The organism is Sorangium sp. So ce381 (assembly GCF_051473845.1).
GTDB classification, from domain to species: Bacteria; Myxococcota_A; Polyangia; order Polyangiales; family Polyangiaceae; genus Sorangium; species Sorangium atrum.
This window is the reverse complement of record NZ_CP150336.1, coordinates 8,046,138-8,069,243: the sequence shown is the minus strand read 5'-3', so window position 1 is coordinate 8,069,243 and position 23,106 is coordinate 8,046,138. Positions and strand designations below refer to the sequence as shown.

Annotated in this window: 17 protein-coding genes; 11 read left to right on the top strand and 6 right to left on the bottom strand. The window is 71.6% G+C overall.

Annotated features, from left to right (window positions below):
• The first annotated feature begins 363 nt into the window (after nt 1-363).
• Nucleotides 364-1,467: a purple acid phosphatase family protein gene (locus tag WMF29_RS29795; RefSeq protein ID WP_437323530.1), complete on the top strand. Its 1,104-nt coding sequence runs from the start codon at nt 364-366 to the stop codon at nt 1,465-1,467.
• Between the two features lie 36 nt (nt 1,468-1,503).
• Here WMF29_RS29795 and plsY read toward each other — a convergent pair whose 3' ends face one another.
• Nucleotides 1,504-2,163: a glycerol-3-phosphate 1-O-acyltransferase PlsY gene (gene plsY, locus WMF29_RS29790; protein ID WP_437323529.1), complete on the bottom strand. Its 660-nt coding sequence runs from the start codon at nt 2,161-2,163 to the stop codon at nt 1,504-1,506.
• Nucleotides 2,164-2,279: 116 nt separating this feature from the next.
• Here plsY and WMF29_RS29785 point away from each other — a divergent pair, with 116 nt between their 5' ends.
• The 5 genes from WMF29_RS29785 (at nt 2,280) to WMF29_RS29765 (ending at nt 9,156) form a co-directional block, all read left to right on the top strand.
• Entirely contained in the window at nt 2,280-3,554 is a 1,275-nt protein-coding gene (locus tag WMF29_RS29785) for a patatin-like phospholipase family protein (RefSeq protein ID WP_437323528.1), read from the top strand.
• A 136-nt stretch (nt 3,555-3,690) separates the two neighbouring features.
• Nucleotides 3,691-5,820: a bifunctional serine/threonine-protein kinase/formylglycine-generating enzyme family protein gene (locus WMF29_RS29780; protein ID WP_437323527.1), complete on the top strand. Its 2,130-nt coding sequence runs from the start codon at nt 3,691-3,693 to the stop codon at nt 5,818-5,820.
• A 293-nt stretch (nt 5,821-6,113) separates the two neighbouring features.
• Complete coding sequence (locus tag WMF29_RS29775; protein WP_437323526.1) at nt 6,114-6,779, top strand: STAS domain-containing protein; 666 nt, start codon at nt 6,114-6,116, stop codon at nt 6,777-6,779.
• A gap of 164 nt (nt 6,780-6,943) precedes the next feature.
• A complete protein-coding gene (locus WMF29_RS29770) occupies nt 6,944-8,131 on the top strand; it encodes an oxygenase MpaB family protein (RefSeq protein WP_437323525.1) in 1,188 nt (395 codons plus the stop codon).
• 122 nt (nt 8,132-8,253) lie between these two features.
• The gene (locus tag WMF29_RS29765) at nt 8,254-9,156 is read left to right on the top strand and encodes a hypothetical protein (RefSeq protein WP_437323524.1); all 903 of its coding nucleotides are present in this window, start codon (nt 8,254-8,256) and stop codon (nt 9,154-9,156) included.
• A gap of 79 nt (nt 9,157-9,235) precedes the next feature.
• Here the strand turns inward: WMF29_RS29765 and WMF29_RS29760 are convergent, their stop codons facing one another.
• Nucleotides 9,236-9,421 carry a hypothetical protein gene (locus tag WMF29_RS29760; RefSeq protein ID WP_272094442.1) on the bottom strand — a complete coding sequence of 62 codons (186 nt, stop codon included), beginning with the start codon at nt 9,419-9,421 and terminating at the stop codon, nt 9,236-9,238.
• On the opposite strand from WMF29_RS29760, the gene pgm reads away from it, so the two are divergent.
• Nucleotides 9,420-11,066, top strand: coding sequence for a phosphoglucomutase (alpha-D-glucose-1,6-bisphosphate-dependent) (gene pgm / locus WMF29_RS29755; RefSeq protein ID WP_437323523.1), 1,647 nt, complete (start codon nt 9,420-9,422; stop codon nt 11,064-11,066). The genes WMF29_RS29760 and pgm overlap by 2 nt on opposite strands.
• Before the next feature lie 99 nt (nt 11,067-11,165).
• Here the strand turns inward: pgm and WMF29_RS29750 are convergent, their stop codons facing one another.
• Complete coding sequence (locus WMF29_RS29750; protein ID WP_437323522.1) at nt 11,166-13,502, bottom strand: DNA polymerase II; 2,337 nt, start codon at nt 13,500-13,502, stop codon at nt 11,166-11,168.
• Between the two features lie 474 nt (nt 13,503-13,976).
• Here WMF29_RS29750 and WMF29_RS29745 point away from each other — a divergent pair, with 474 nt between their 5' ends.
• On the top strand, nt 13,977-14,609 hold the full coding sequence (locus tag WMF29_RS29745; protein ID WP_437323521.1) for a DUF4142 domain-containing protein: 633 nt from the start codon (nt 13,977-13,979) through the stop codon (nt 14,607-14,609).
• A gap of 44 nt (nt 14,610-14,653) precedes the next feature.
• Here WMF29_RS29745 and WMF29_RS29740 read toward each other — a convergent pair whose 3' ends face one another.
• Together WMF29_RS29740 and WMF29_RS29735 are read right to left on the bottom strand one after the other, a co-directional pair.
• The gene (locus WMF29_RS29740; protein WP_437323520.1) at nt 14,654-15,823 is read right to left on the bottom strand and encodes a zinc-dependent alcohol dehydrogenase; all 1,170 of its coding nucleotides are present in this window, start codon (nt 15,821-15,823) and stop codon (nt 14,654-14,656) included.
• A gap of 2 nt (nt 15,824-15,825) precedes the next feature.
• On the bottom strand, nt 15,826-16,569 hold the full coding sequence (locus tag WMF29_RS29735) for a hypothetical protein (protein WP_437323519.1): 744 nt from the start codon (nt 16,567-16,569) through the stop codon (nt 15,826-15,828).
• 371 nt (nt 16,570-16,940) lie between these two features.
• On the opposite strand from WMF29_RS29735, the gene WMF29_RS29730 reads away from it, so the two are divergent.
• The 3 genes from WMF29_RS29730 to WMF29_RS29720 all read left to right on the top strand — a co-directional run bounded on the left by WMF29_RS29730 (nt 16,941) and on the right by WMF29_RS29720 (nt 20,622).
• Nucleotides 16,941-17,771, top strand: a complete 831-nt coding sequence (locus WMF29_RS29730; RefSeq protein WP_437323518.1) for a hypothetical protein — start codon at nt 16,941-16,943, stop codon at nt 17,769-17,771.
• A gap of 230 nt (nt 17,772-18,001) precedes the next feature.
• Nucleotides 18,002-19,525 carry a sugar ABC transporter ATP-binding protein gene (locus WMF29_RS29725; RefSeq protein WP_437323517.1) on the top strand — a complete coding sequence of 508 codons (1,524 nt, stop codon included), beginning with the start codon at nt 18,002-18,004 and terminating at the stop codon, nt 19,523-19,525.
• The gene (locus WMF29_RS29720) at nt 19,522-20,622 is read left to right on the top strand and encodes a sugar ABC transporter permease (protein ID WP_437323516.1); all 1,101 of its coding nucleotides are present in this window, start codon (nt 19,522-19,524) and stop codon (nt 20,620-20,622) included. The genes WMF29_RS29725 and WMF29_RS29720 overlap by 4 nt, the downstream gene beginning before the upstream one ends.
• Before the next feature lie 375 nt (nt 20,623-20,997).
• On the opposite strand, the gene WMF29_RS29715 is transcribed toward WMF29_RS29720, so the two are convergent.
• Nucleotides 20,998-22,929: an ABC-F family ATP-binding cassette domain-containing protein gene (locus WMF29_RS29715; RefSeq protein WP_437323515.1), complete on the bottom strand. Its 1,932-nt coding sequence runs from the start codon at nt 22,927-22,929 to the stop codon at nt 20,998-21,000.
• Nucleotides 22,930-23,106 lie beyond the last annotated feature (177 nt).

The window sequence follows — 23,106 nt, the reverse complement described above, 5'->3', positions numbered from 1 at the left end:
TTCTTCCCGGCGAACGTCGGACCAGAGGAAAGCGGCGAGCGCGGCGCATCGGTACAGGCTCGAGGCAGGGGCCGTCCCTCGGATCACGTTGGCTTCATTGTTGATATTGAAAGTGATGTTCAATTTGTGCGTGTGGATCTCGCCGACGTCAAGCAAAAACGGGCACCGCTGGAGGGGGCCGGCCCGCGGCGCGGATACCGTGTTGATGCCTGTGTCCGGCCTGGGTGGAAGAGCTGGTGTGCTCGAGTTTCCTGGCGCGCCGGGACGAACAAAGCTTTGGACGGGTGATCATCGGAGACCGGCGTTGGTTACAATGAGCGCCAGATGAAGCCTCTCCGCGCAGCACGTCCTCTCGCGATCTCCATGAAGTCCCTTGTTGCCCTCGTCCTCTCCGCGTCGCCGGCCATCGTCTTCGGCGCGGGCTGCGGCGTGGCGGACAGCGTGCCGATCCCGGGCGCAGGAGCGCTGGCGGGGGCAGGCGATGAGCCGACCAGCACGGGCGCCGCGAGCAGCGGCGCCGGGCCGAGCGGCGGGATCCCCGGGGACCACGGCGCGACCTTGGGCGCGGCGGGCGCCCAGGCCATCGGGACCGTCGTCTCTCACCTCGATGTCGTGAGGATCATCGCTATCGGCGACACCGGCGAGGGAAACCTCGCGCAGAACCAGGTCGCCGATCGGATGAGCGAGAAGTGCATCGAGGTCGGGGGCTGTCATGCGGTGATGATGAACGGCGACAATTTCTACGACAACGGCGTGGCCGACACGGGCGATACGCAGTGGGGGCCCAAGTTCGAGCAGCCCTACGACAGGGCCGGCCTGAACGGCCTCCCGTTCTATGCGGTGCTGGGGAACCACGACCACGGCCCCAGCAGCAACGGCGTGCGGCAAGCGCAGATCGACTACTCGCAGCTGCCCGTGGGCGACGGGCCCGGCATGCGGATGAGCGCCAAGTGGCACATGCCCGCCTCGTACTACGACGTTCGCGTCGGCGACGTCCATCTCTTCGGGATCGATACCGTCGACTTCACCTCCGATGACCAGGCGCGCGACATGAGCGCGCGGGTCGCCGCCTCGGACGCCACGTGGAAGATCGTCTTTGGCCATCACCCCCGCTACACGTCCGGAGCTCACGCCTCGGACAACCCGTCGCTCGGGATGAGCGGGATGTTCGCCATGCAGCAGGCCATCTACTGCGGGGCCGACATGTATATGGCCGGCCACGACCACAACCTCGAGTTCATCGACAAGGGGCGAGACGAGGGCTGCCCGAGCACCTATTTCGCCGTCAGCGGCGCCGGCTCGAAGACCCGCCCGGTGTCCCCCTCGGTCCCGACGGAGCGGGGGCAGCTCTTCTTCACGGACAAGATCGAGGGTTTCGCCTATCTGCGGTTCGAGGGGAGGAACCTGCTGTTCGAGTTCATCGACAAGCAAGGCGCGGTGATCTTCGCGAAGACCATCTCCAAGTGAGCGGGCGCCGCGCGACGACGAGCGACGCCGCGGCCGTCAGCGGCGCTCGTCGTCGCGCGGCGCGCCGTCGCGCTCGTCGTCGGGCTCCTCGTCGCGCCGCTTCCCGAACGAGATCGTGTTCTCGGTGCCCGCGAGCATCCGCCGGATGTTCGGGATGTGCTTCAGCCAGACGAGCCCGGCGAGGAGCAGCGAGAGGCAGAGGGCCGGGGCGGCCCGCTCGCCGAGCAGCCAGAGGAAGAGGGGCAGGGCGAGGGCGCCGGCGAGGGAGCCCGCCGAGACCATGCGGGTCGCCCGCACGGTGACCGCGAAGACGGCCAGCGTGGCGAGCGTGGATCGCGGCGCCAGCACGAGCAGGACGCCGCAGGAGGTCGCGACGCCCTTGCCGCCCCGCATCCCGAGGAAGACCGTGTAGTCGTGGCCCAGCACCGCGGTGAGGCCGCCCGCCGCGGCGACCCACCCGCCCGGCGCGACGGAGAGCCACGACGCGAGGGGCCCGGCGACGAGCGCGCCCTTCGCCACATCCGCGGCCAGGACGGCCAGGCCAGGCCCCCAGCCGAAGGCGCGCAAGACGTTCGTGGCGCCGATGTTCCCCGAGCCGACCTGGCGGAGGTCGACCCCTTTGACGAACCGCGCGAAGAGGTAGCCTGTCGGGATCGCTCCGAGGAGGTAGGCAAGGGCCAGGTAGATTGCCGTCATCTGCCGTCACCGCGCGCCTCCGTGCCCGCGCTCACGGCGGGTGTAGCACGCCGCGGCGACGCGTGAAGCGCGCCAAAGAGCCCATGTCGTGATGGCGATCATGGTATTCTGCGAACATGGCTGACCTGGCGCCCGTCTCGACCCGGAGTGGCCGCGCCCCCAAGATCGCGCTCGTCCTGGCCGGCGGCGCCGCCCGCGGCGCTTACGAGGTCGGCGTGGTGCAGCACATCCTCGAGGACGTCTCTCGCGATCTCGGCCGCGAGGCGCCGCTCGATATCCTGTGCGGCACCTCGGTCGGCGCCATCAACGTCTGTGGTCTCGCCGCGTTCGCGGACGAGGCGCGGAGCCGCGCGCGGCGGCTCGCCGGGGTATGGACGCGCCTGCGCATCGACGACCTCGTGCGCCTCGACGTGCGCGGCGTGCTCGCCGTCGGGCACGACCTGCTCCGTGGAGGCGCCGCGAGCGCGCCCTCGAGCGGCCGCGCCGCGATCCTCGACACGTCGGGCCTCGAGCGGCAGATCGCGGAGGCCGTGCCCTTCGAGCGGATCGACGGCCACCTCGAGAGGGGGCTCCTGTCGGCGCTGACCGTGTCGACGACGCTGGTCAAGAGCGGCCGCACCGTCGTCTTCGTCCACCGCCGCGAGCCCGGCCTGCCGCCCTGGAGCCACGACCCGACGATCTCCCCGCGCGCCACCGCGATCCGCGCGCAGCACGCGCTCGCCTCGTCCGCGCTCCCCATCCTGTTCCGCCCGGTGAGCATCGACGGAGAGCTCTACTGCGACGGCGGGCTGCGCCAGAACGTCCCGCTGTCGCCCGCGCGGCGCCTCGGCGCCGACGGCGTGATCGTGGTCAATCCGCGGTACATCGAGCCCGCCTCGAGCGCGGCCGACCGCGACGCGCCGGGCTTCCCCGGGCCCCTCTTCCTGCTCGGCAAGACGCTGAACGCGCTGATGCTCGACCGGATCGACAACGATCTGGCGCGCCTCGAGAGCATCAACGGGATCCTGGAGGCGGGGCGGCGGCGCTATGGAGAGAGCTTCATCGGCGAGCTCAACGACGAGCTCGGGCTGCCGCCGGGGCGCGCGCTGCGGCCGATGCGGTCGCTGCTCATCCGCGCCTCCAAGGACATCGGCAGCCTGGCGGCGGAGTTCGTGCGCTCCCCCGCGTTCCGCGCGCGGACTACCAGCGTGCTCGGCCGCGTGATGCGGCGCCTCGCCGAGGGAGACGAGCAGCGGGAGGCCGATTTCCTGTCTTACCTGCTGTTCGACGGGGAGTTCGCCGGGGCGCTCATCGAGATAGGCCGCGCGGACGCGCGCGCGCGGCACGAGGAGCTGTGCGCGTTCTTCGAGCGGGCGTTGAGGCCGGGCGGGTTCGAGGAGCGGGCGCCCTGAGGGGATCGGGAGACACGCGCTGGATCCGTCCGGATCCTCCCGGGCGCTCACGCTCAGAGGACGTCGGGGCGCTCGGCGCCTATCTCGGCGTGAGCTCCGCGCGGCCGTGGCGCCCGGTGTAGACTCGCGCCGCGAGATGGCACCTTCGGATCCCTTCGGCTGGGTGGGCGCGACGATCGGCGGCAAGTACCGGCTCGACGCCGTGGTCGGCGAGGGCGGGTTCGGCGTCGTCTACCGCGGCCAGCACCTCGGGTTCGACGAGCCGGTCGCGGTCAAGTGCCTGAAGCTGCTCGGATCGCTGGCCCCGGCGGAGCGCGCGTCGTTCCAGCGGATGCTCCTCGACGAGGGGCGGCTCCTCCACCGCCTCTCCCGCGCGAGCGCCGGCATCGTGCAGGCCCTCGACACCGGCGCCGCGGTCTCGCCGTCGGGCGAGTGGACGCCGTATCTCGTGCTCGAGTGGCTCCATGGCGTGCCGCTCGACCGCGAGATCGCCGAGCGGCGCGCCCGCGGCGATGCGGCGCGCCCGCTCGCCGAGGCGGTCGCCCTGCTCGCGCCCGCGGCCTACGCGCTCGAGGTCGCGCACGCGCAGGGCGTCGCCCACCGCGACGTCAAGCCGGCCAACCTGTTCCTCGCGGAGATCGGCGGCCGGCGCACGCTGAAGGTCCTCGACTTCGGCATCGCCAAGGTGCTCGGCGAGCTCTCGAGCATGACGCAGGCGATGGCCGAGACAGGGAGCGCGCTCCGGGCCTTCACCGTCCATTACGGCGCGCCGGAGCAGTTTCACCACCGCTTCGGCGCGACCGGGCCGTGGACCGATGTCTTCGCGCTCGCCTTGGTGCTCATCGAGGTCGCCTCGGGCAACCGCGCCCTCCTGGGAAGCGACGTCACGCAGCTCTACATCGCGGCGACCGATCCGGCGTTCCGCCCGAGCTTGCAGGGCGCGGGCGTGAGCGCGCCCGACGCCGTCGAGGCGGTGGTGCGCCGCGCGCTCGCGATCGACCCGCGGGAGCGCTACCGCACGGCAGGCGAGCTCTGGGGAGCGCTCGAGGCTGCGATGGCGACGGCCGCGCCCGCCGGCGCGGTCGCGCCCGCGGCGGGCAGCCCGCCTGCGGGCGCAGCGCCCGGCGCTGCGGCGCTGGGCGTGGCGGGGACGGAGCGCGTGGCCGCTGGCCCGCCCGCCGGCGGGCTTCCCACGTCCGTCGGCGCGCCGCCCACGTCCGTCGGCGCGCCGCCCACGTCCGTCGGCGCGCCGCCCACGCCGTCCCTCACGACGATGCGCGGCCTGGCGACGAGCGCGCCGCCGCTGGCAGCCCCGCAACCGGCGTCGCCCCCTCCCGCGCCGCAGGCCGCCAGGGCCGCTCCGCGGCGGCGCCTGTTGCCCGCGCTCGCCTCGTCGGTCGCGCTGGCCGCCGCGGCCGGCGCAGGCGCCGTCGCGTTCGTCCGTTACCGCGCGCCCGACGATGCGCGGCCGGCGCGCGCGCTCGGCGGCCTGACCGCGCCCCAGATGAAGGCGCCGCCCCCGCCCGACATGGTCCGGGTTCCGGCGGGCCGCTTCACGATGGGCAGCGAGAAGGGCGGCAAATCCGAGCGCCCGCCCCATGACGTGACGCTGACCCGCGCGTTCGACGTCGATCGCACCGAGGTGACGGTCGCCGCCTACCAGCGCTGCGTCGAGGCGGGCCGGTGCACGCCGAGCGGCCTGCACGGCCCCCGCGCGACCGAGGCCGACGTCGAGCAGCGCGGCGCGCTCTGCACCGCGGCGGATCCCGCGAAGTCGCGACACCCGATCTCGTGCGTCGACCAGGCGCAGGCGGCCGCGTACTGCGCCTTCGCCGGCAAGCGGCTCCCGACCGAGGCCGAGTGGGAATACGCCGCGCGCGGCGCCGACGGCCGCGAGTATCCGTGGGGCAACGAGGCGCCAGGGTGCGCGCACGCGATCGTGTCTCGGCCTCCTGGGCAGGGCTGCGGCGGGCGCGGCAAGGGCACCCAGGAGGTCGGCTCGGCCGAGGCCGGAGCGAGCCCGTCGGGCGCGCTCGACATGGCGGGCAACGTCTGGGAATGGGTGGCCGACGGCTGGGATCCGGGTGTGTACGCCAGAGGCGCCCAGACAGATCCCCAGGTGCCGGCGACCGGCAGCAGGGGCGTGCTCCGGGGTGGATCGTGGGACTTCTCCGCTAGCACCGCAAAGGCGACATTCCGGCTGGCGTACGATCGTGAGGCAGGTGACGTATCGACCGGGTTTCGTTGCGTTCGCTCGGTCGATTGAACACGAGGTCGCCAGAGCGGGCGGCGGGGAGCGCGGAAGCGCGGATCAACCGGCCAGGCTCATTTCAGCCGCGCCGCGGATAGGCTATCTATCCCGTCTTGGTCGAAGGTCGATTCACACGCCCGGTCGCGAGGTAGGATGTGGGGATAGATAGGTAGAGCCGTGCGATCGGGCACACGAGGCCAGATCACCGCGGGCACGTCCTCCCATGCGGCCGGCGAGGTCGACCCAGCGCATGAGCCCGGTGACTCCGCTTCCTCACCGGTCAACCCCTGCTGCGCCCCCAGGAGCCCATGCAAGAATCCGAGAACATGATCTCCATCGAGGAACGCCGGATGCAACGCGTCATCGATGCGGTTGCGCTCGCGTCCACCGGAGAGGTCGAGCTCGCGTTGACGCAGCTGGCGGAGGTCGAACATGACGCCTTCGGGGTGATCGAGGAGGCGCTGCGCGTCTTTCTCTCCGAGCTCTCCGTGACCACGCAGCAGAAGAGCCAGGCGCTCGCCGCGCTCGCCGCCTCGAAGCGAGAGCTCGAGCATCAGCTCGACACCATCCAGCGCCAGGAGTGCGCGATCCGGGAGCTCTCGGTGCCGATCATCGATATCTGGCACGGCATCCTCACGCTCCCGCTCGTCGGGCTGTTCGACTCGGTGCGCGCCGTCGAGGTGACCGAGCGGCTCCTCGTGCGCGTGGCGGAGGACAGCGACGTCGAGTGGGTGATCCTCGATCTGACCGGCGTCACGCTCATCGACTCCATGACCGCCCAGCACCTCATCAAGCTGGCTCAGGCGGTGCAACTCCTCGGCGCGCGCTGCGTCCTCACCGGGCTGGGCGGTCATGTCGCGGAGACGCTCGTCACGATCGGCGTCGCGCTCGATGAGCTGAACCCGATGCGCAGCCTGCGGGAGGGGCTCAGGTTCTGCCTTGCGCAGCGCGGGCGCACGATCTCACCGAGGTGATCCGCGGAGCTCCGGTCCGCGCGCGGCGTCGCGCAAGGCGGCGCCCTGAGCCGCAGCGACGCCCCGCGGTGGAGCGCTCGGCTGCTCGCCTCGGCGTGACGATCCGCGCGGCGTCGCCTTTGCGGAGTGCAGCCGGTGCGCCAGGCGATATTCTGTTCCAGCGCATGGAGAACGCGACGATTCCGGCTCGCTTCCAGGACACCGCAGACGCCCGCCGTCGCTTCGGCGACCAGCTCGATCGCCTGGGGCCCTTCCTGCTCCGCGTCGATCCGGCGGCCGACGCCGTCGTGGAGGCGTTCGCGTCGATGCCCCCGGGCCAGGGCTTCCGCCTCCTGGAGGCTGCCCTCGCGCGCGGCATCGACGATGACCGCGCGGCGAAAGAGGCGCCGGCCGAGCTGCGGGCGCTCTTCGCGTCGGTCGATCACGTGCCCCTCTGGGTGGACTGGGAGGCGGTGAACCGCGGCGGGGCGGCGTTCCTGCGCACGGGCTTCCTCGGCGGGATCCTGCTCGCGATGCAGTCGCTCGTCCTCGGGTACGCGTCGCCCGGCGGGAACAAGCCGCTCGTCTTCTCGGGGAGGCTCCGCGAGCAGGCCGCGCGCCGCCTCGCCGAGACGAGCCGGTTCGTCTACGCCGTGAGCCAGGCGAACGGAATGCGCCGCTCCGGCGAGGGCTTCGCGATCACCGTCAAGGTGCGCGTCATGCACGCGCAGGTGCGGCGCCTCATCCGCGCGAGCGGCCGGTGGCAGACGGCCCTCTGGGGCGAGCCGATCAACCAGCACGACATGGTGGCGACGGCGCTGCTCTTCTCGGTCGCGGTCATCGACGGCCTCGACAAGCTCGCCTACCGCTTCACGCCCGCCCAGAGGGAGGACCTCGTGCACCTCTGGCGCTACGTGGCCCACGTCATCGGCGTCGAGCCCGAGCTCATCCCCGGGTCCTACGCCGAGGCGCGAAGGCTGGCCGAGATGATCTTCGCGACGCAGGGCGCGCCGGACCACGACTCGCGCATGCTCGTGGACGCGCTGCTCACCGGCAAGGTCCGCAGCGCGCGCACCGCCGGCGAGCGCCGGAGCGCCGAGCGGTTCATGGCCATCTCCTGCAGCCTCTCCAGGGCCGTGCTGGGCGACGAGCTCGCCCAGCAGCTCGGCGTGCCCCGGCAGCGCGCGCCCCTCGTCGTGCCGCTGCTCCGCGCGGTCGCCGCCGCGTCGAGCCGCGCGCACGCGCTGCCGCCCCTGCAGGATCTCGCGCTCGACCTCGGCGACCTCCGCTGGCGGCGCGTCATCTCCATGGGCCTCGGCGGCCGCCCGGCCGACTTCGCGCCTCCGGAGCGCTTGGCCGGCGGCGGCACCTGAGCGGTCGCGCCGCTCGCAGGGCGAGGCGGCTGCGGCGCCGGATGTCCAGGGCGACGGCGTGGGAGCGGGCGCGGCAGTCGGGGTTGAACCGCCCTCCGGTTCTGCGGTACGAGACCTCCCGCATGGAGATCATCCCTTACGGCGGTTGGAAGCGCGCCGCGCGCCTCGTCTGCGGCGACACGGAGCTCGTCGTCACGCTCGACATCGGCCCGCGCATCATCCGGTACGGCGTCATCGGCGGCCCGAACGAGCTCTCCGAGATCCCCGAGGACATGGGCGCGACAGGCGGGACCAAGTACAGGTTCTACGGCGGTCACCGGCTCTGGATCGGTCCCGAGGATGAGCAGCGGACGTTGCAGCCCGACAACGATCCGGTCGAGCACCGGGAGGAGAACGGCGCGCTCGTGCTCCGGACCGCGCCGGACAGGTACGGAATGCAGAAGGAGGTCCGCATCGCGGCGGACGCCGCGGCGGGCAGGTTCGTCATCGATCACGCGATCGAGAACCACAGCGCCTATGCCGTCGAGTTCGCCCCGTGGTCGCTCTCCGTGATGGCGGCCGGCGGCGAGTGCCTGTTCCCGCAGGCGCCGTTCGTCCCGCACCCCGATCGCGTCTTGCCGGCGCGGCCGCTCGTGCTGTGGTCGTATACCGACATGGCCGAGCCCCGGTGGACATGGGGCAAGCGCGTGATCCGCCTGCGGCAGGTCGCCGGCAAGGACCCGCAGAAGGTGGGCGCGCTCGTGAGCCAGGGCTACGCGGCGTACGCGAACCACGGGAACGTGTTCCTGAAGCGGTTCCCGTTCATCGAGGGCGCCAGGTACCCGGACATGGGGTGCAACTTCGAGACGTTCACGAACGCGGACATGCTCGAGGTCGAGTCGCTCGGCCCGCTGCAGCACGTGGAGCCCGGCGCCCGCGTGGAGCACCGGGAGGCGTGGTATCTCATCAAGGGCGTTCAGCCGCCCGCCGAGGACGGCGCGTGCGCGGACTGGCTCGAGGCGGCGGCGAAGGACAGGCCGCTGTGAACCGCCGCTCCTGAGCGCGTGGCGTTCGGCTCTCCTCGCCATCGCCCATCGCGCCCCCGCGGGCGGCGGCGAACGGCGCTCAGGCCTCCACCTTGACGGCCGCGCGCCCCAGGAACCCCTCCACGAGCGCCACGCCGACGAGTTGGCCGGCGCTCCAGCAGGCCAGGCGGAGCGCGAGCGGCAATCCAGATTCGCCGTGCCCGGGACCCGCGGCACCCGTGGAAGGGTTGGCTCGTCCCGCGCGCTCGGCTATGCGGAGGCTCATGCCGCTCCACCCCCTCGCAGGCCGCAAGGCCCCTCCCGACGTGCTGATCGATCCCGACAAGCTGCGCGCGCAGTACTACAGCGAGCGCCCCGACATGGGCGATCCGCAGCAGCGCGTCGCCTTCGGCACCTCGGGCCACCGCGGCTCGGCTGCCCGGCGCAGCTTCAACGAGGCGCACGTCCTCGCGGTCGCGCAGGCCATCTGCGACTACCGCGCGAAGGAGGGCACGACGGGCTCGCTCTACCTCGGCATGGACACGCACGCGCTCTCTGAGCCGGCGCAGCGCAGCGTCATCGAGGTCTTCGCGGCCAACGGCGTCGACGTCCTCATCGCCGAGCGGAGCGGCGTCACGCCGACGCCGGCCATCTCGCACGCGATCCTCACCGCCAACCGCGGGCGCACCTCGGGGCTCGCGGACGGCGTGGTGATCACGCCGTCGCACAACCCGCCCGACGACGGCGGCATCAAGTACAACCCGCCGAACGGCGGGCCGGCCGACACCGCCGTCACCGGCTGGATCGAGGATCGCGCCAACGAGCTGCTCCGCGCCGACAACGCTGGCGTGAAGCGCACGCCCTACGAGGCCGCGCTGCGCGCGCCGACGACCCACCCGTACGATTTCATCGGCCCCTACGTCGCCGATCTCGGCAACGTGGTCGATCTCGAGGCCGTCCGCGGCGCGAAGCTGCGCATCGGCGTCGATCCGCTCGGCGGCTCGAACATCGCGTACTGGGCGCCGATCGCCGAGAAATTCGGGCTGGATATCACGGTGGTGAACCAGGCAGTCGACCCCACCTTCGGCTTCATGCCCCTCGATCACGACGGCAAGATCCGCATGGACTGCTCGTCGCCCCACGCGATGGCGAACCTCATCGCGCTCAAGGACGACTACGATCTCGCGTTCGGCAACGACGCCGACTCGGATCGCCACGGCATCGTCACGCGCAGCGCCGGGCTGATGAACCCGAACCATTACCTCGCCGTGGCGGTGTCCTACCTCTTCCGGAACCGCCCGCTCTGGCGGCCCGACGCGGCCGTGGGCAAGACGCTCGTCTCGAGCAGCATGATCGATCGGGTGGCGAAGGACCTCGGCCGCCCGCTCCGCGAGGTGCCGGTCGGCTTCAAGTGGTTCGTCGACGGGCTGCTCGACGGCTCGCTCGGCTTCGGCGGCGAGGAGAGCGCGGGCGCCTCGTTCCTGCGGAAGAACGGGCAGGTGTGGTCGACGGACAAGGACGGCATCCTCCTCGACCTGCTCGCCGCCGAGATCCTCGCCCGCACCGGGCGCGATCCGGCCGAGCACTACCGCGACCTCACCGCGCGGTTCGGCGCGCCGATCTACACGCGCATCGACGCGCCGGCCACGCCGAGCCAGAAGAGCGTGCTCAAGAAGCTCTCCCCCGACGCGGTGCGCGCCGAGACCCTCGCGGGCGAGCCGATCACCGCGAAGCTCACGCGCGCGCCCGGCAACGGCGGCGAGATCGGCGGGCTCAAGGTCGTCGCGGAGAACGGCTGGTTCGCCGCGCGGCCGTCGGGCACCGAGGACGTCTACAAGATCTACGCGGAGAGCTTCAAGGACCAGGCGCACCTCGATCGCGTGCTCGACGAGGCGCGCGCGATGGTCACCGACGCGCTGTCGGCCAAGTGAGCTTCCCGGGCGCCCCCGCGAACTCCTGATCTCCCGGCGCTCCGCCGGGGACCTCGCGGCCGCCCGCCCCCGGATTCGCCTCGCGCGACCGGCGCCGGGTCAGAACAGCGAGAGCTGCCGCCGCGCGCCCGTCATCTCATCGAAATCGGCCCCGCCCAGCCACCGCAGCACCGAGTCCGCGATCGGCTTGAGCTGCTGCGACACGTAATGATCGTAGTCCGGCGGCGCGGTCGTCTGGCCCGCCGGCTCCGGGCCGGCGCGCGTGATCACATAGGCCACGATCCTCCCCGCGTCCCCGCCCAGCTTGCGGGCCGCCTTCACGTGCGGCGGCGTCGTCTTCGTGTAAGCGCCGAGCGGCTTCCTCAGCGCCTTCTTGTAGACGAGCTCCGCGTCGAACCGCCCCGCGCGGAGGTCCGTCACGAAGGTTCGCACGAAGCCCTCCACCGGGCGATCGTGGAAGACCAGGTCGAGCAGCTCCCGCTGGAAGCGCCGCGCCACCGCGCTCGCGTCCCGCCGGACCGCCTCGAGCCCGACGATCTCGAGCTTGTCGCCGCCCTCCCCGGCGACCAGGCCGGCATAGCGCTTCTTGCTGCCCTGCGCGGCGCCGCGCAGCTCGGGCAGGAGGAAGCGCGCATAGACCTTCTCGAACTCGAGCTCCAGCCGGCTCTCGCAGCCGAACGTCCTCGCGATCTCGGCGGCGACCGACCCGGAGACGGCGTCGCGGAGCTCCTCGGCCCGGGCGGCGGCGCGCCCCGTGTCGGGCTCGCCGATATCGACGAAGAGAGAGTCGGTGTCTCCGTAAAGCACCCGGTGCCCGGCCCTCCGCACCGCCTCGGCCGTGAGCCGGATGACGTGCTGCCCGGCGCGCGTGATCGCGTTCGCGACCTCCGGGGAGAACAGGCGCGACGCGGGCGAGCCGAGCACGCCGAAGAGCGAGTTCATGAGGATCTTGATGGCCATCGCGCCCCGCTCGTCGCCCGCCCGCCGCGCCTCGGCCCGCTCGTCCCAGAGGCGCGCGACGAGCTCGGGCAAGATGCCCGGCTCGCCGCGCCGGAAGGCCGCGCCGCCCGGCGTGACGATGAGCGCCTCGGGCGGCCCGGCGCCCCCGGCGACGAACGTCAGCGGGTCGATGTTGAAGGTGCGAATGAGGCTCGGATAGAGGCTCTTGTAATCGTACACCACGATGTTGCGGTAGAGCCCCGGGAGCGAATCGAGCACCAGGCCGCCGGCGATCTCCGCCTCTCCCTCCGGCCCCTCCCTCGATACCGAGGGCGCGACCTTGCCGCGGGCGCGGAGCGCGGGCAGGTAGAGCGAGTCGATCGCGGCGATCTGCGCCCCCACGCGGTCGAGCTGCATTCCGGTGAGCAGGCTCCTCCGCACCGAGAGCTCGATGAGCCCCGTCTTCTCCAGCAGATCCCGGACGAGGCGCGCGTCCTCGAGGTTGTACTCCGCGAGCCGCGCCGGGTCGTCGCGGTACGACGCCTCGATCTGCTCGCCCCGGTCGTCTGGGCCGAACAGCTTGCCGCGCCCGAGGATCGTCCGAGCGGCGGTCTCGAGGCGGTAATCGTCGAGCCGCAGGAAGGCGCCGCGGAGGAGCGCGAGGCCGTCGAGCACCACCCGCCCCGGCAGGACGGCGCGCGCCTCGCGCGAGAAGCCCGGATCGCGCAGGATCGTGATCTCGTCATCGCCCCTCCCGAGCGCGCACGGGAGCCCGGCGCGCCGGCAATAGCGCTGGAGCGCGGGCAGATCGAAATCCGGGATGTTCCAGCCGGTGAGGACGTCGGGGTCCGCCTGGGCGACGAGCTCGAGGAAGCGCTCGAGGAGCGCCCGCTCGTCAGGGAAGCGCTCGACGAAGGAGGGGAGTCCGCCGGGCACCGGCTCGTCGCGGACGAGGAGGCAGCGCTCGCCGCCCGCCCCCGCGAGGGCAATGGCATAGAGGCTCTCGCCGTCGAGGCTCGTCTCGATATCGAGCGAGAGCACGCGGAGGCGGGGGACGAAGCTCGCGGGCACGAGCGTGGGATTGCGGTACACGCGCCCCACACCCGGGCGGAGCTCGAAAGGCCCGGAGACCGCGAACGCCCCGCGGATGCCGCGATCGATGAGAAAGCGGTAGGGAAAGCGCACGTCCGCCTCGAGGGCGTCGGCGCCGGCCTCGGCCAGCCTGTCGCGCAGCGCCGCGACGTCCCGGGGGAGCGCCGCGTCGACGCGCAGGACCGGCTCTCCGTCGAGCGTCTCGAGAGCCTGCGGGGAGACGCGGCGGTCCGCGAGCCGCCGCGCGACGTCCTCGTCGCGGGCGCGAACGAAGAAGTAGGGCCTGAACCTGTCCTCGATGACGAGCGCCGGCGCGCCGTCCTCCATCACCGCGTGGAGGCGGATCTCCGGGCACCCGGCGACGACGCGGGTCGTGGGCGTGAGGATGAAGCCGCGGTCAGGCATGTGCGAATTCGCGGAGGCCCCCAGGCGAGCTCTTCGCCAGCGCGCGAGGCGGCCCGGGGGCCGCGCCACGCTGCACTTGACCACCGGGACCGGCGCCCCGCAAGCCCCTCTCGCCCCCGGCGCAGGGGATTTCCCGGAGGAGCCCGATTGCCGAGGGAGCGGGGCTTCCGCCGGAGAGGGCGCCTTTCGAGGAGGCGACCTCCCTTGCACGGTAGATTGAACGGGGGATAACGGGCCCTCTTGGCTCGACGTGGAATCCCGAGACACGGCGAGGACGACTCGCCGGGTGTGCGGCGAGCGCCCCGCGAGCGCGCCCGCGCGCAGCGCCATGAGCAGGGCAGTCCCTCGGTCTACGTCGAGAGTTACGTCGAGAGCGGGTCCGCCGCTTGCTTGACGTTCGAGACGTCGTGAGCCGCGGGCATCCACGGATCGGCCCGTGAAGCGCGCCGCGGAAATCCAGGAAGGGAATCCACCATGATGCGCCATCATTTCAAGCATCGCGTCGCGGTGATCGCCGCGCTCGCCGCGAGCGTCATCGGCAGCACCGCGCACGCGGGTGGGCGGGGAGGTTATATCCATCAGGGCGCGCAGATCTCCCAGCAGCAGAGGCCGCAACTGGCGAGGCTGCAGCCAGCGGAGAAGCGGGTATCGGACGGCGCCCTCGTCAAGGTGATCTCCGCGGCGAACCAGGGTGAGATCGCCCAGGCGAAGATCGCCCTCGAGCTGGCGAAGTCGCGCGAGGTGAAGGACTTCGCCCGGGAGATGATCAAGGCCCACACCCAGGCGGAGAACGACCTGGGCGCGCACCTCCGGCGCCTCGGGATCAAGGCGGAGCCGACGCGGGCGAGCGCCATGCTCGCCGCGCACTCGTCCATCATCGCGGCGCACCTCCGCGCGCAGCCGGTCGAGAGGTTCGACCAGGAGTACATGGCCATCCAGGTGAGGATGCACAGCTATGCCGTGCGGATTCTGGACGAGCAGGTCATCCCGCGGGTGGAAGACCAGGAGCTCAAGCAGGAGCTCCAGCGCATTCGCGACACGGCGGCGAGCCACCTGAAGCGGGCGCAGGCCATCCAGGCGACGCTGGCGGAGGGGCAGGAGCGCTAGATCCCGCGCGGCGGCCTCGCCAGGGCGCGGCGGCCTCGCCAGGGTCAGGGGGCGAACACCGCGCGCATGCACCCCTCCGTGCGCGCCTCGAACAGGCGGTATCCGCGCGGCCCGTCATCCAGGCACATCCGGTGCGTCAGGAGGTACGACGGATCGACGTCGCCGCGCTGGATGTGATCGAGCAGCCTCGGGATGTACCGCTGTCCGTGCTGCTGACCGGTCCTGACGATGAGCGCCTTGTTCATGAGCGCGCCGAGCGGGATCTTGTCGGCGAACCCGGAATAGACGCCCACGATGGACACCGTGCCGCCCTTGCGGCACGCCAGCATCGCCTCGCGCAGCACGAGCGGCCGGTCGCTCTGCATCCGGAACGCCTGCTTCACCCGATCGACCGCGTACTGCAGGCCCGTCCCGTCGGCTTCCATGCCCACCGCGTCGATGCAGGCGTCGGGGCCGCGCCCTCCCGTCATCTCGCGGAGCGCCTCCTGGACGTCGACCTCGGCGTAGTTGAGGGCGTCGGCGCCCCCGTGCGCCTTCGCCATCGCCAGGCGGTCCGCGATCCGGTCGATCGCGATGACGCGCTCGGCGCCGAGGAGATAGGCGCTCTTGATCGCCATCTGACCGACGCCCCCGCACCCCCAGACGGCCACGACCTGGCCCGGGCGGATGTCGCAGAGCTCGGCCGCCATGTAGCCCGTCGAGAGCGCGTCGGAGGCGAACAGGGCGCTCTCGTCCCGCACCCCGTCGGGGACCTTGAACGCGCCGTGATCGGCGAACGGCACGCGCACGTACTCGGCGTGGCTCCCCGCGAAGCCCCCGAAGGCGTGCGAGTAGCCGAAGATCGCGGCAGTCGTGTCCCCGAACACCCTGTCCGCCACCACGTGATGAGGATTCGAGTTTTCGCAGAGCGACCACAGCTCGCGCTGGCAATACGCGCACCGCCCACACCCGATGATCGACGCCACGACGACGCGATCGCCCCGCTGGACCCGCTTCACCTCCGCGCCGGTCTCCACGACCTCGCCGAGGAACTCGTGCCCGAGGATGTCGCCCTGCTTCATCGTCGGGACGTACCCGTGGAGCAGGTGCAGATCCGAGCCGCACACCGACGACAGCGAGACGCGGACGATGGCGTCGTGCGGGCTGATGAGCCTCGGCTCGGGCACCGACTCCACGACGATGTCATCCACCCCGTTCCAGCAGATCGCGCGCATGGTCACTCCCCCTCACGGTCTGTCCGGCCGGACGGCTGCCCCGCCGTCGTCGGGATCTCGCCGATCTCGATCCATTGCCTCAGCCGGCGCAGCTCGCCCCGCAGCTGCCGCCTGGGCAGCTCCGCGAGCAGCTCGCCCGCCGCGCGCGCGAGCCGCCCCCTCGGCCGCGCGCCCGGCAGCACCACCTTGATCTCCGTGCCCCTGTCGCCCGGCGCGGTCGCGAGCGAAACGACGCCTGCCGGCGTGCGCTCCGGGCCACCCGCGCCGGCCGCCCGAGTCGTGGAGGCCTGCCTCTTCGCGCCGGCCTCCACGCGCCCGATGCTCGGCAGGAGGCGCCGCACGCCCGCCGCGTCCTGCAGCGCGTTCAGGACCGCCGCCCGCGCGCGGCTCACCGTGACGCTGCTCACGACCCGCGGGGTGCGGGCCCCGAACGCCCGCAGCGCCGACGCCGCGATCTCGACCCCGAGCGCCGGCCGCTCCTCGGACAGCCCGGCGACCCGCTCGTAGATGCGGTATGCCGCCGTCTCCAGCCGGCTCAAGAGCAGCCCCGCGACTCCCCTCCTCCCCGGCAGCCGCGCGCAGCTCCCGCGCTGCGCCGCCGCGCTCTGCCGCTCTCTCCGCGGGGCTCTCTCCTGCTCCGTCGGGGGCGCGCCTTCGCCTTCGCCTTCGCTCCGCTCCCGGTCCGCGCCCTGCGCGCCCCTCTGCGCCGCGGCGCGCGCTCGCCGGCCAGCCTTCGCCCGTGCCATCTTTCCTCCTTCGAGCCTCGCCGAGAGAGCCCGCGAAGGCGCCTTGCAAGCAGGCGGCCACTCGCGCTGATCCAGGCGCTCACGTCTCAACGACGCTTCGAACGTGCCACCGCCGTCACGAGCGGCCCCAACAAGGACATTCGCGCGAGCCTCGTCTCCATGGCGAACGAAGGCGAACGATGAGAAAGACGGATTGCAGAGAAGGAAGAAGAAGGTTGCAGGGCCTGAGCTTCCAGGCGATACTCGCCGCGCCAGGACGCTCCTTGATTCAATTGACGTCCGGCCCAGTGCGAGCGCTGATTAGCATAACCTAGGTTCGGAGATATGAACGTATGAAGACTAGAATTTTCCTGCGTGCTTTTAACTTGACGGTGTGCGGACTGGCTGTCGCGGCGTTCGCAGCGTGCGGCGGCGACGACGATGGCGGCGGGAGCGGGGGCGCTGGCGGCGCCGGCAGCGCTGGCAGCACCACCTCCTCGGGCAGCGTGGACCCGTCGACGACGACGGCGGCGAGCACGGGGACCACCGATCCCACCACGACCTCGACGGCCGCGAGCACCTCGGCCTCGACGGGCTCGGGCGCCGGCCCCCAGACGATCGAGATGATCGATGACATGGAGGACAACGACAACGCCATCCTCGCCAAGGGCGGGCGGGTCGGTTACTGGTACACCTTCAATGACGCGACGGAGGGGGCCACGCAGACCCCGCCGCCCGATCCGGAGGGGACCGGGGAAGAGCCTTTCACGATGACGGCGCTCGAGCCGGCGCGCTCGCAGAGCACGTACGCGGCGCGCTCGTGGGGAGAGGGCTTCGAGACGTGGGGCGCTGGCTTCGGCTTCGATCTGAACAGCCCCGAGGGCGTCAAGGCGGCCTATGACGCCTCGGCGTACACAGGAATCACGTTCTGGGCCAAACTCGGCCCGGGCTCCGGCACGAGCGTGACCGTCCTGATCTCGGATCCGGGCACGGATCCGACCGGCGGCTCCTGCTCGGAGTGCGACGCGTGGCAAAAGTCGCTCGCCGTCACCGAGGAGTGGCAGCAGTTCACGATTCCCTTCGCGGACCTGAAGCAGGGCGGCTGGGGCGATCCGGCGGGCACCGACCAGATCGACGCGACGAAGCTCTACGCGATCCAGTTCCAGATCGGCATCGCGCCCAAGTTCGACCTCTACATCGACGACCTCGGCTTCTACAACTGAGCGCCCTCGCCCGGGCCGCCCCGGGAGCCCTCGCGCCGGGGGCTCTCATCCACTCTTCGCCCCCCGCGCTTCCCAGGGAACACGCGTGACGCGCGCCGCGTGACCCGCGTCGCGCGCCACGCGGCGACCCGAGCGCCCAGCTCCTCTTCGCGCTTCCAACAAAGTGCTTGCATCGCAGGCCCCTCCCAGGCGAACGTGGCCGCGCGCTGACGCCCCTTGCGCCCAGGACAATGCCTCTCCTCGAGCTCGCATCGATCACGAAGCAGTTCCCCGGGGTGAAAGCCCTCGATGGCGTCTCGTTCGACCTCCAGGAAGGCGAGATTCACGCCCTCTGCGGCGAGAACGGCGCGGGTAAGAGTACCCTCATCAAGATCCTCTGCGGCTACTACCCCGCAGGCACCTACGGCGGCGAGATCCGCTTGAACGGCGGCGTCGTGCAGTTCAGCAGCATGCGCAGCGCCGAGGAGCACCGCATTGCGCTGATCGCGCAGGAGCTCGCGCTCGTGCCCGATCTCACCGTCGCCGAGAACCTCGTGCTCGGGCGCGAGCCCGTCCGCGGGGGGCTCATCGACTGGGACGCGGTGCGGGCCCTGGCGCGGGAGGCGCTCGCGCGCGTCGGGCTCGACATCGATCCCGAGCGCCCGATCAAGGAGCTGGGCATCGGCCAGCAGCAGATGGTCGAGATCGCGAAGGCGCTGCTCAAGGACGCGAAGATCCTCGTCCTCGACGAGCCCACGGCGGCGCTCACCGAGTCTGGCGTGAGGACGTTGCTCGGCCTGCTCCGCGACCTGCGCGCCCGCGGCGTCTCCTGCATCTACATCAGCCACCGGCTCGAGGAGGTCTTCGAGATCGCCGATCGCATCACGGTCCTCCGTGACGGGAAGTCGATCACGACCCAGCCGCGGACCGCGCTCACGCCCGACAACGTCATCTCGTACATGGTCGGCCGCGAGGTGACGAACCTCTATCCCTGCCCCCCGCCGCCGGAGGGCCCTGTCGCGATGTCGGTCCAGGGCTGGTCGGTCGAGGACGCGGGGCACCCCGGGCGGTACGTGCTGCGCGACGTGAGCTTCGAGGTGCGCGCCGGCGAGGTGCTGGGCGTCGGCGGCCTCATGGGCGCCGGCCGCACCGCGCTCCTCTCGACGATATTTGGCGCTGCAACGAGCCGCGTCACCGGCGCGATCTCGGTCCGAGGCGGGCCCGCGACGCCGCCGTTCAAGGAGCCCGCGCAGGCGATCGACGCGGGCATCGCGCTCGTCAGCGAGGATCGCAAGCGCTACGGCCTCGTGCTCGAGGCGACCCTCCTCGACAACATCACGCTCGCTACCCTGCGGCGGTTCGTCAAGGGGCTCTTCCTCGATCACGCCGATCGGGAGGTCACTGCGGTCGAGCAGATGAAGGCGCTCCGGACCAAGGCGTCTGGGCCGCTCGCGCTCGCGAACCAGCTCTCGGGCGGCAACCAGCAGAAGATCGTGATCGGCAAATGGCTGATGACGGGGCCGCGCGTGCTGCTGCTCGACGAGCCGACCCGGGGAATCGACGTCGGTGCGAAGGCGGAGATCTACCAGCTCATCCACAAGCTCGCTTCGGATGGGCTCGCGGTGGTGCTCGTGTCCTCCGATCTACCGGAGCTGCTCGGCATGAGCCACCGCGTGCTGGTCCTCAACCAGGGCAGGCCGACGGCCTGCCTCGATCGGAAGGACGCGACCGCGGAGCGCGTGATGGCTGCTGCAACGAGGAAGGTGACGGAATGAGCGAGGCCAAGCTTCGCGTGCGTATCCCCTGGCGCGCCCTCTCGATGGTGGGCTCGCTCATCGCGATCTGGATTGCCTTCTCCATCACGACGGATGGGACGTTCGTGACGCCGCGCAACCTGACGCTCCTCGCGCGGCAGATGTCGGTGACCTCGATCCTGGCCGTCGGCATGGTGATGGTCATCGTCTCGGGGCAGATCGATCTCTCGGTGGGCGCGCTCGCCGGTCTGCTCGGCGCCTCATCGGCGATGATCTACGTGAGCCTCGGCTGGCCGCTGCCGGCCGCCTTCGTCCTGCCGCTCCTGCTCGGGGCAGTCCTTGGCTTCGTGCAGGGCACCCTCGTGGCGCGGCTGCGGATTCCCCCCTTCATCGTCACGCTCGGCGGGATGCTCATCTTCCAGGGCTCCATGCTCGGCTTGACGGGCGGCGTGTCCATCTCGCCGGCGCGTCCTTACCTGTTCGTGGGCCAGGCGTACGTGCCGCACGCCCTCGGCTGGGCGGGCGCCGGCGTCCTCTGCGTCGGGCTGCTGTACAAGGCGGCGCGCGCGACCGGCTCGGCGCGCTACCCGTGGATCGGGCTCGCCGTGTTCTCCGTCGCGTTCGCCGCCCTGATGAACTCCTACGAGGGTGTCCCGTTCCCCGTGCTGGTCGTGCTCGTGCTCGCGACCGTGTTCACCGTGCTCGCGAAGCACACGACGTTCGGGCGGCACCTCTACGCGATCGGCGGCAACCGAGAGGCGGCCTTCTACTCCGGCATCAGCATCGATCGTCACCTCATCGCCGTGTTCACGCTGATGGGCGTGATGGCGGGCATCGCGGGCGTGGTGCTCACCGCCCGCGTCGGCTCCGCGACCTCGGACGCCGGCCGGATGATGGAGCTCGACGCGATCGCGGCCGCCGTGATCGGCGGCACGTCGCTCCTCGGCGGTCAGGGCACCATCTGGGGCGCGCTGCTCGGCGCGCTCGTCATGGCCTCGCTCGACAACGGCATGAGCCTGATGAACACGGAGAGCTTCTGGCAGCCGATCATCAAGGGCATCATCCTCATCCTGGCCGTCGGCATCGACATGGCCAGCCGCAAAACCCGCAGCCACTGAGCGACGGCCCACCCGCTTCGGATACGGGCCCATCTCGACGTTTTCGGTGCTCAGCGCACTTGAGTGCGCTTCCGCGCCGAAAACGCCGATCTGGGTCCGTCTCCTGTGCGGGTGAGCCGCCGCTCGCGTCGCCAAGGGGAGCCGCCGCTCGCGTCGCCAAGGGGAGCCGCCGCGTGCTGAGCGGGTCATCAACAGAGCACCGGTAGGCCCCGGGAGAGGGGGTCCGCCGCGCGGCGCGGGGGATGGGCCGATGTTTGAGCCTGAGACGATGATCCTCCGGCGAAGCCGGAGGATCATCGTCTCAGGCGAGTTCGGCGGGGCCCCCGCGCCGCGCGGCGGACCCCCTCTCCCGGGGCCGGGCAGCCCGGCACGACCTCACTGCGGCTGCGCCACCCCGAGCTCCGCGATCTCCTGCTCGAGCTGCTCCCACTCCGCCATGAGCGCGTCGATGCGCGGCCCGAGCGCCTCGTCCTCGGCCTGGAGCGCCGCGATCTCGGCCTGTCCGGTGCGCTCGAAGAAGCCGTCGCTGCAGTAGAGGTCGTGGATCGCCTTCTTTCGCGCCTCGGCCGCCTCGATGGCCGCGAGCACCTTGTCGCGCCGCGCGGGCAGCTCCTTCTGCCGGTTGCGACGCCGCTTCTGCTCCTCCCAGGAGCCGCCCGCCTCGGCCGGCGCCGCCGCCTTCTGGTGGTCGCGCTTCGCCTTGAGCACCACCGTGTCGGCGTCGAGGTGATCGTCGCCGCAGCCGGCCAGGTACTCCTCGTAGGTGCCTGGGAAATCGCGCGGCCCGCTCGGCGTGACCTCGAGGATGCGCGTCGCCAGCTCGGACACGAAATAGCGATCGTGCGAGACGAAGAGCACCGTCCCCTCGAACGCCTTGAGCCCCTCGACGAGCCCCTGGATCGCCTCGAGATCGAGGTGGTTGGTCGGCTCGTCGAGCACGAGCACGTTGGGCCGCTCGACGATGATCCGGCAGAAGATGAGCCGCGCCGCCTCGCCGCCGGAGAGCGAGCCGACGCTCTTCTCGACGTCGTTGCCAGAGAACAGCGCCTTGCCGAGCTGGCCGCGGACGTAGCTCGGCGACTCGTCGGGGCACGCCGCCCACAGGAAGGAGAGCGGCGTCATCGACCCGTCGACGAGCAGCTCGCGGTGATCCTGGGCGAAGTAGCCGATGCGGGCCTCGTGCCCCCACGACGCGGCGCCGGCGTCGGCGGCGAGCCGGCCCACGAGGATCTTGAGCAGGGTCGATTTGCCGAGCCCGTTCGGCCCGATCACCGCGACCCGCTCGCCCCGCCGCACCGACAGCGAGACGTCGCGCAGCACCTGCTTCGCGCCGTACGATTTCGAGATCCCCTTCGCCTCGAGCACCTCGCGCCCGCTCGGCCTCTGGATCGCGAACCGGAACACCGGTGAACGCCGCGACGTGTCGGCGAGCTCCTCGACCTCGATCTTCTCGATCTGCTTGAGCCGGCTCTGCGCCTGGCGCGCCTTGGTCGCCTTCGCGCCGAACCGCTCCACGAACGCGCGCTTGTCCGCGATGATCTTCTCGGCGCGGGCGATCTCGGCCTGCTTGCGCTCGCGGATCGCCTGCTTCTCGACGACGAACGCGGCGTAGTTGCCCGTGTAGAGCGTGATGGTCTCGTAGTCGACGTCGAGGACGTGCGTGGCGACGTTGTCGAGGAAGCGCTGGTCGTGGGAGATGACGACCGCGCAGCCCTTGTAGCCGGCGAGGAACTTCTCGAGCCAGCGGATGGAGAGGATGTCGAGGTGGTTCGTGGGCTCGTCGAGCAGCAGCACGTCCGCGCCGCCGAGGAGCACCTGCGCGAGCAGCACGCGCAGCTTGAAGCCGCCCGAGAGCGTGGAGAGCGGCCTCCGGTGCGCCTCCACGGGGATGCCGAGCCCCTCGAGGACGGCGCTCGCGCGCGCCTCCAGCGTGTACCCGTCGTGGGCGCGGATGCGATCCTCCAGGTCGGCCACCCGGCCGGCGTCGCCGCCGTCCTCCGCGAGCCGCCGCGACTCGACGAGCGCCTCCCACACGACGCGATCACCCATCATCGCGAGATCCAGGATGATCTGGTCGTCGCTGAGGAACCGGTCCTGCCGGAGCACACCCACGCGGGCGTCCTTCGGGAAGCTGACGCTCCCGTCGCTCGCGGGCTCGTCGCCCGCCACGATCTTCAGGAAGGTGGTCTTCCCCGAGCCGTTCGCGCCCACCAGGCCGTAGCGGGACCCGGCGTTCAGCTTGAGCGAGACGCCCTCGAAGAGGGTCCGATCACCGAATGATTTTGCGAGGTTCGAGGTTCCGAGCATGGCGCTGTGGGGGCTTGGGTCGCGGCGCGCGGGGCGCGGGGCTCCGCGCGCCGGGGCGGCGCGCCGTCAGCGGCGCGGCGGGGCGCACAGGCATAGCACCGCGCTCCGGGCGGGAGCCTGTGTTCGTGCGTCAGCGCGGCGCGCGGCGCGGCCGGCGGGGAGGCCCGCCGGCCGGAC

Bases quoted from the DNA above. Each gene is read 5' to 3' on its own strand.
- WMF29_RS29785 (WP_437323528.1), top strand. From the start codon at position 2,280: ATGGCTGACCTGGCGCCCGTCTCGACCCGGAGTGGCCGCGCCCCCAAG.
- plsY (WP_437323529.1), bottom strand. From the start codon at position 2,163: ATGACGGCAATCTACCTGGCCCTTGCCTACCTCCTCGGAGCGATCCCG.
- WMF29_RS29795 (WP_437323530.1), top strand. From the start codon at position 364: ATGAAGTCCCTTGTTGCCCTCGTCCTCTCCGCGTCGCCGGCCATCGTC.
- WMF29_RS29775 (WP_437323526.1), top strand. From the start codon at position 6,114: ATGCAAGAATCCGAGAACATGATCTCCATCGAGGAACGCCGGATGCAA.
- WMF29_RS29735 (WP_437323519.1), bottom strand. From the start codon at position 16,569: ATGGCACGGGCGAAGGCTGGCCGGCGAGCGCGCGCCGCGGCGCAGAGG.
- pgm (WP_437323523.1), top strand. From the start codon at position 9,420: ATGCCGCTCCACCCCCTCGCAGGCCGCAAGGCCCCTCCCGACGTGCTG.
- WMF29_RS29770 (WP_437323525.1), top strand. From the start codon at position 6,944: ATGGAGAACGCGACGATTCCGGCTCGCTTCCAGGACACCGCAGACGCC.
- WMF29_RS29745 (WP_437323521.1), top strand. From the start codon at position 13,977: ATGATGCGCCATCATTTCAAGCATCGCGTCGCGGTGATCGCCGCGCTC.
- WMF29_RS29765 (WP_437323524.1), top strand. From the start codon at position 8,254: ATGGAGATCATCCCTTACGGCGGTTGGAAGCGCGCCGCGCGCCTCGTC.
- WMF29_RS29740 (WP_437323520.1), bottom strand. From the start codon at position 15,823: ATGCGCGCGATCTGCTGGAACGGGGTGGATGACATCGTCGTGGAGTCG.
- WMF29_RS29720 (WP_437323516.1), top strand. From the start codon at position 19,522: ATGAGCGAGGCCAAGCTTCGCGTGCGTATCCCCTGGCGCGCCCTCTCG.
- WMF29_RS29780 (WP_437323527.1), top strand. From the start codon at position 3,691: ATGGCACCTTCGGATCCCTTCGGCTGGGTGGGCGCGACGATCGGCGGC.
- WMF29_RS29725 (WP_437323517.1), top strand. From the start codon at position 18,002: ATGCCTCTCCTCGAGCTCGCATCGATCACGAAGCAGTTCCCCGGGGTG.
- WMF29_RS29750 (WP_437323522.1), bottom strand. From the start codon at position 13,502: ATGCCTGACCGCGGCTTCATCCTCACGCCCACGACCCGCGTCGTCGCC.
- WMF29_RS29715 (WP_437323515.1), bottom strand. From the start codon at position 22,929: ATGCTCGGAACCTCGAACCTCGCAAAATCATTCGGTGATCGGACCCTC.
- WMF29_RS29760 (WP_272094442.1), bottom strand. From the start codon at position 9,421: ATGAGCCTCCGCATAGCCGAGCGCGCGGGACGAGCCAACCCTTCCACG.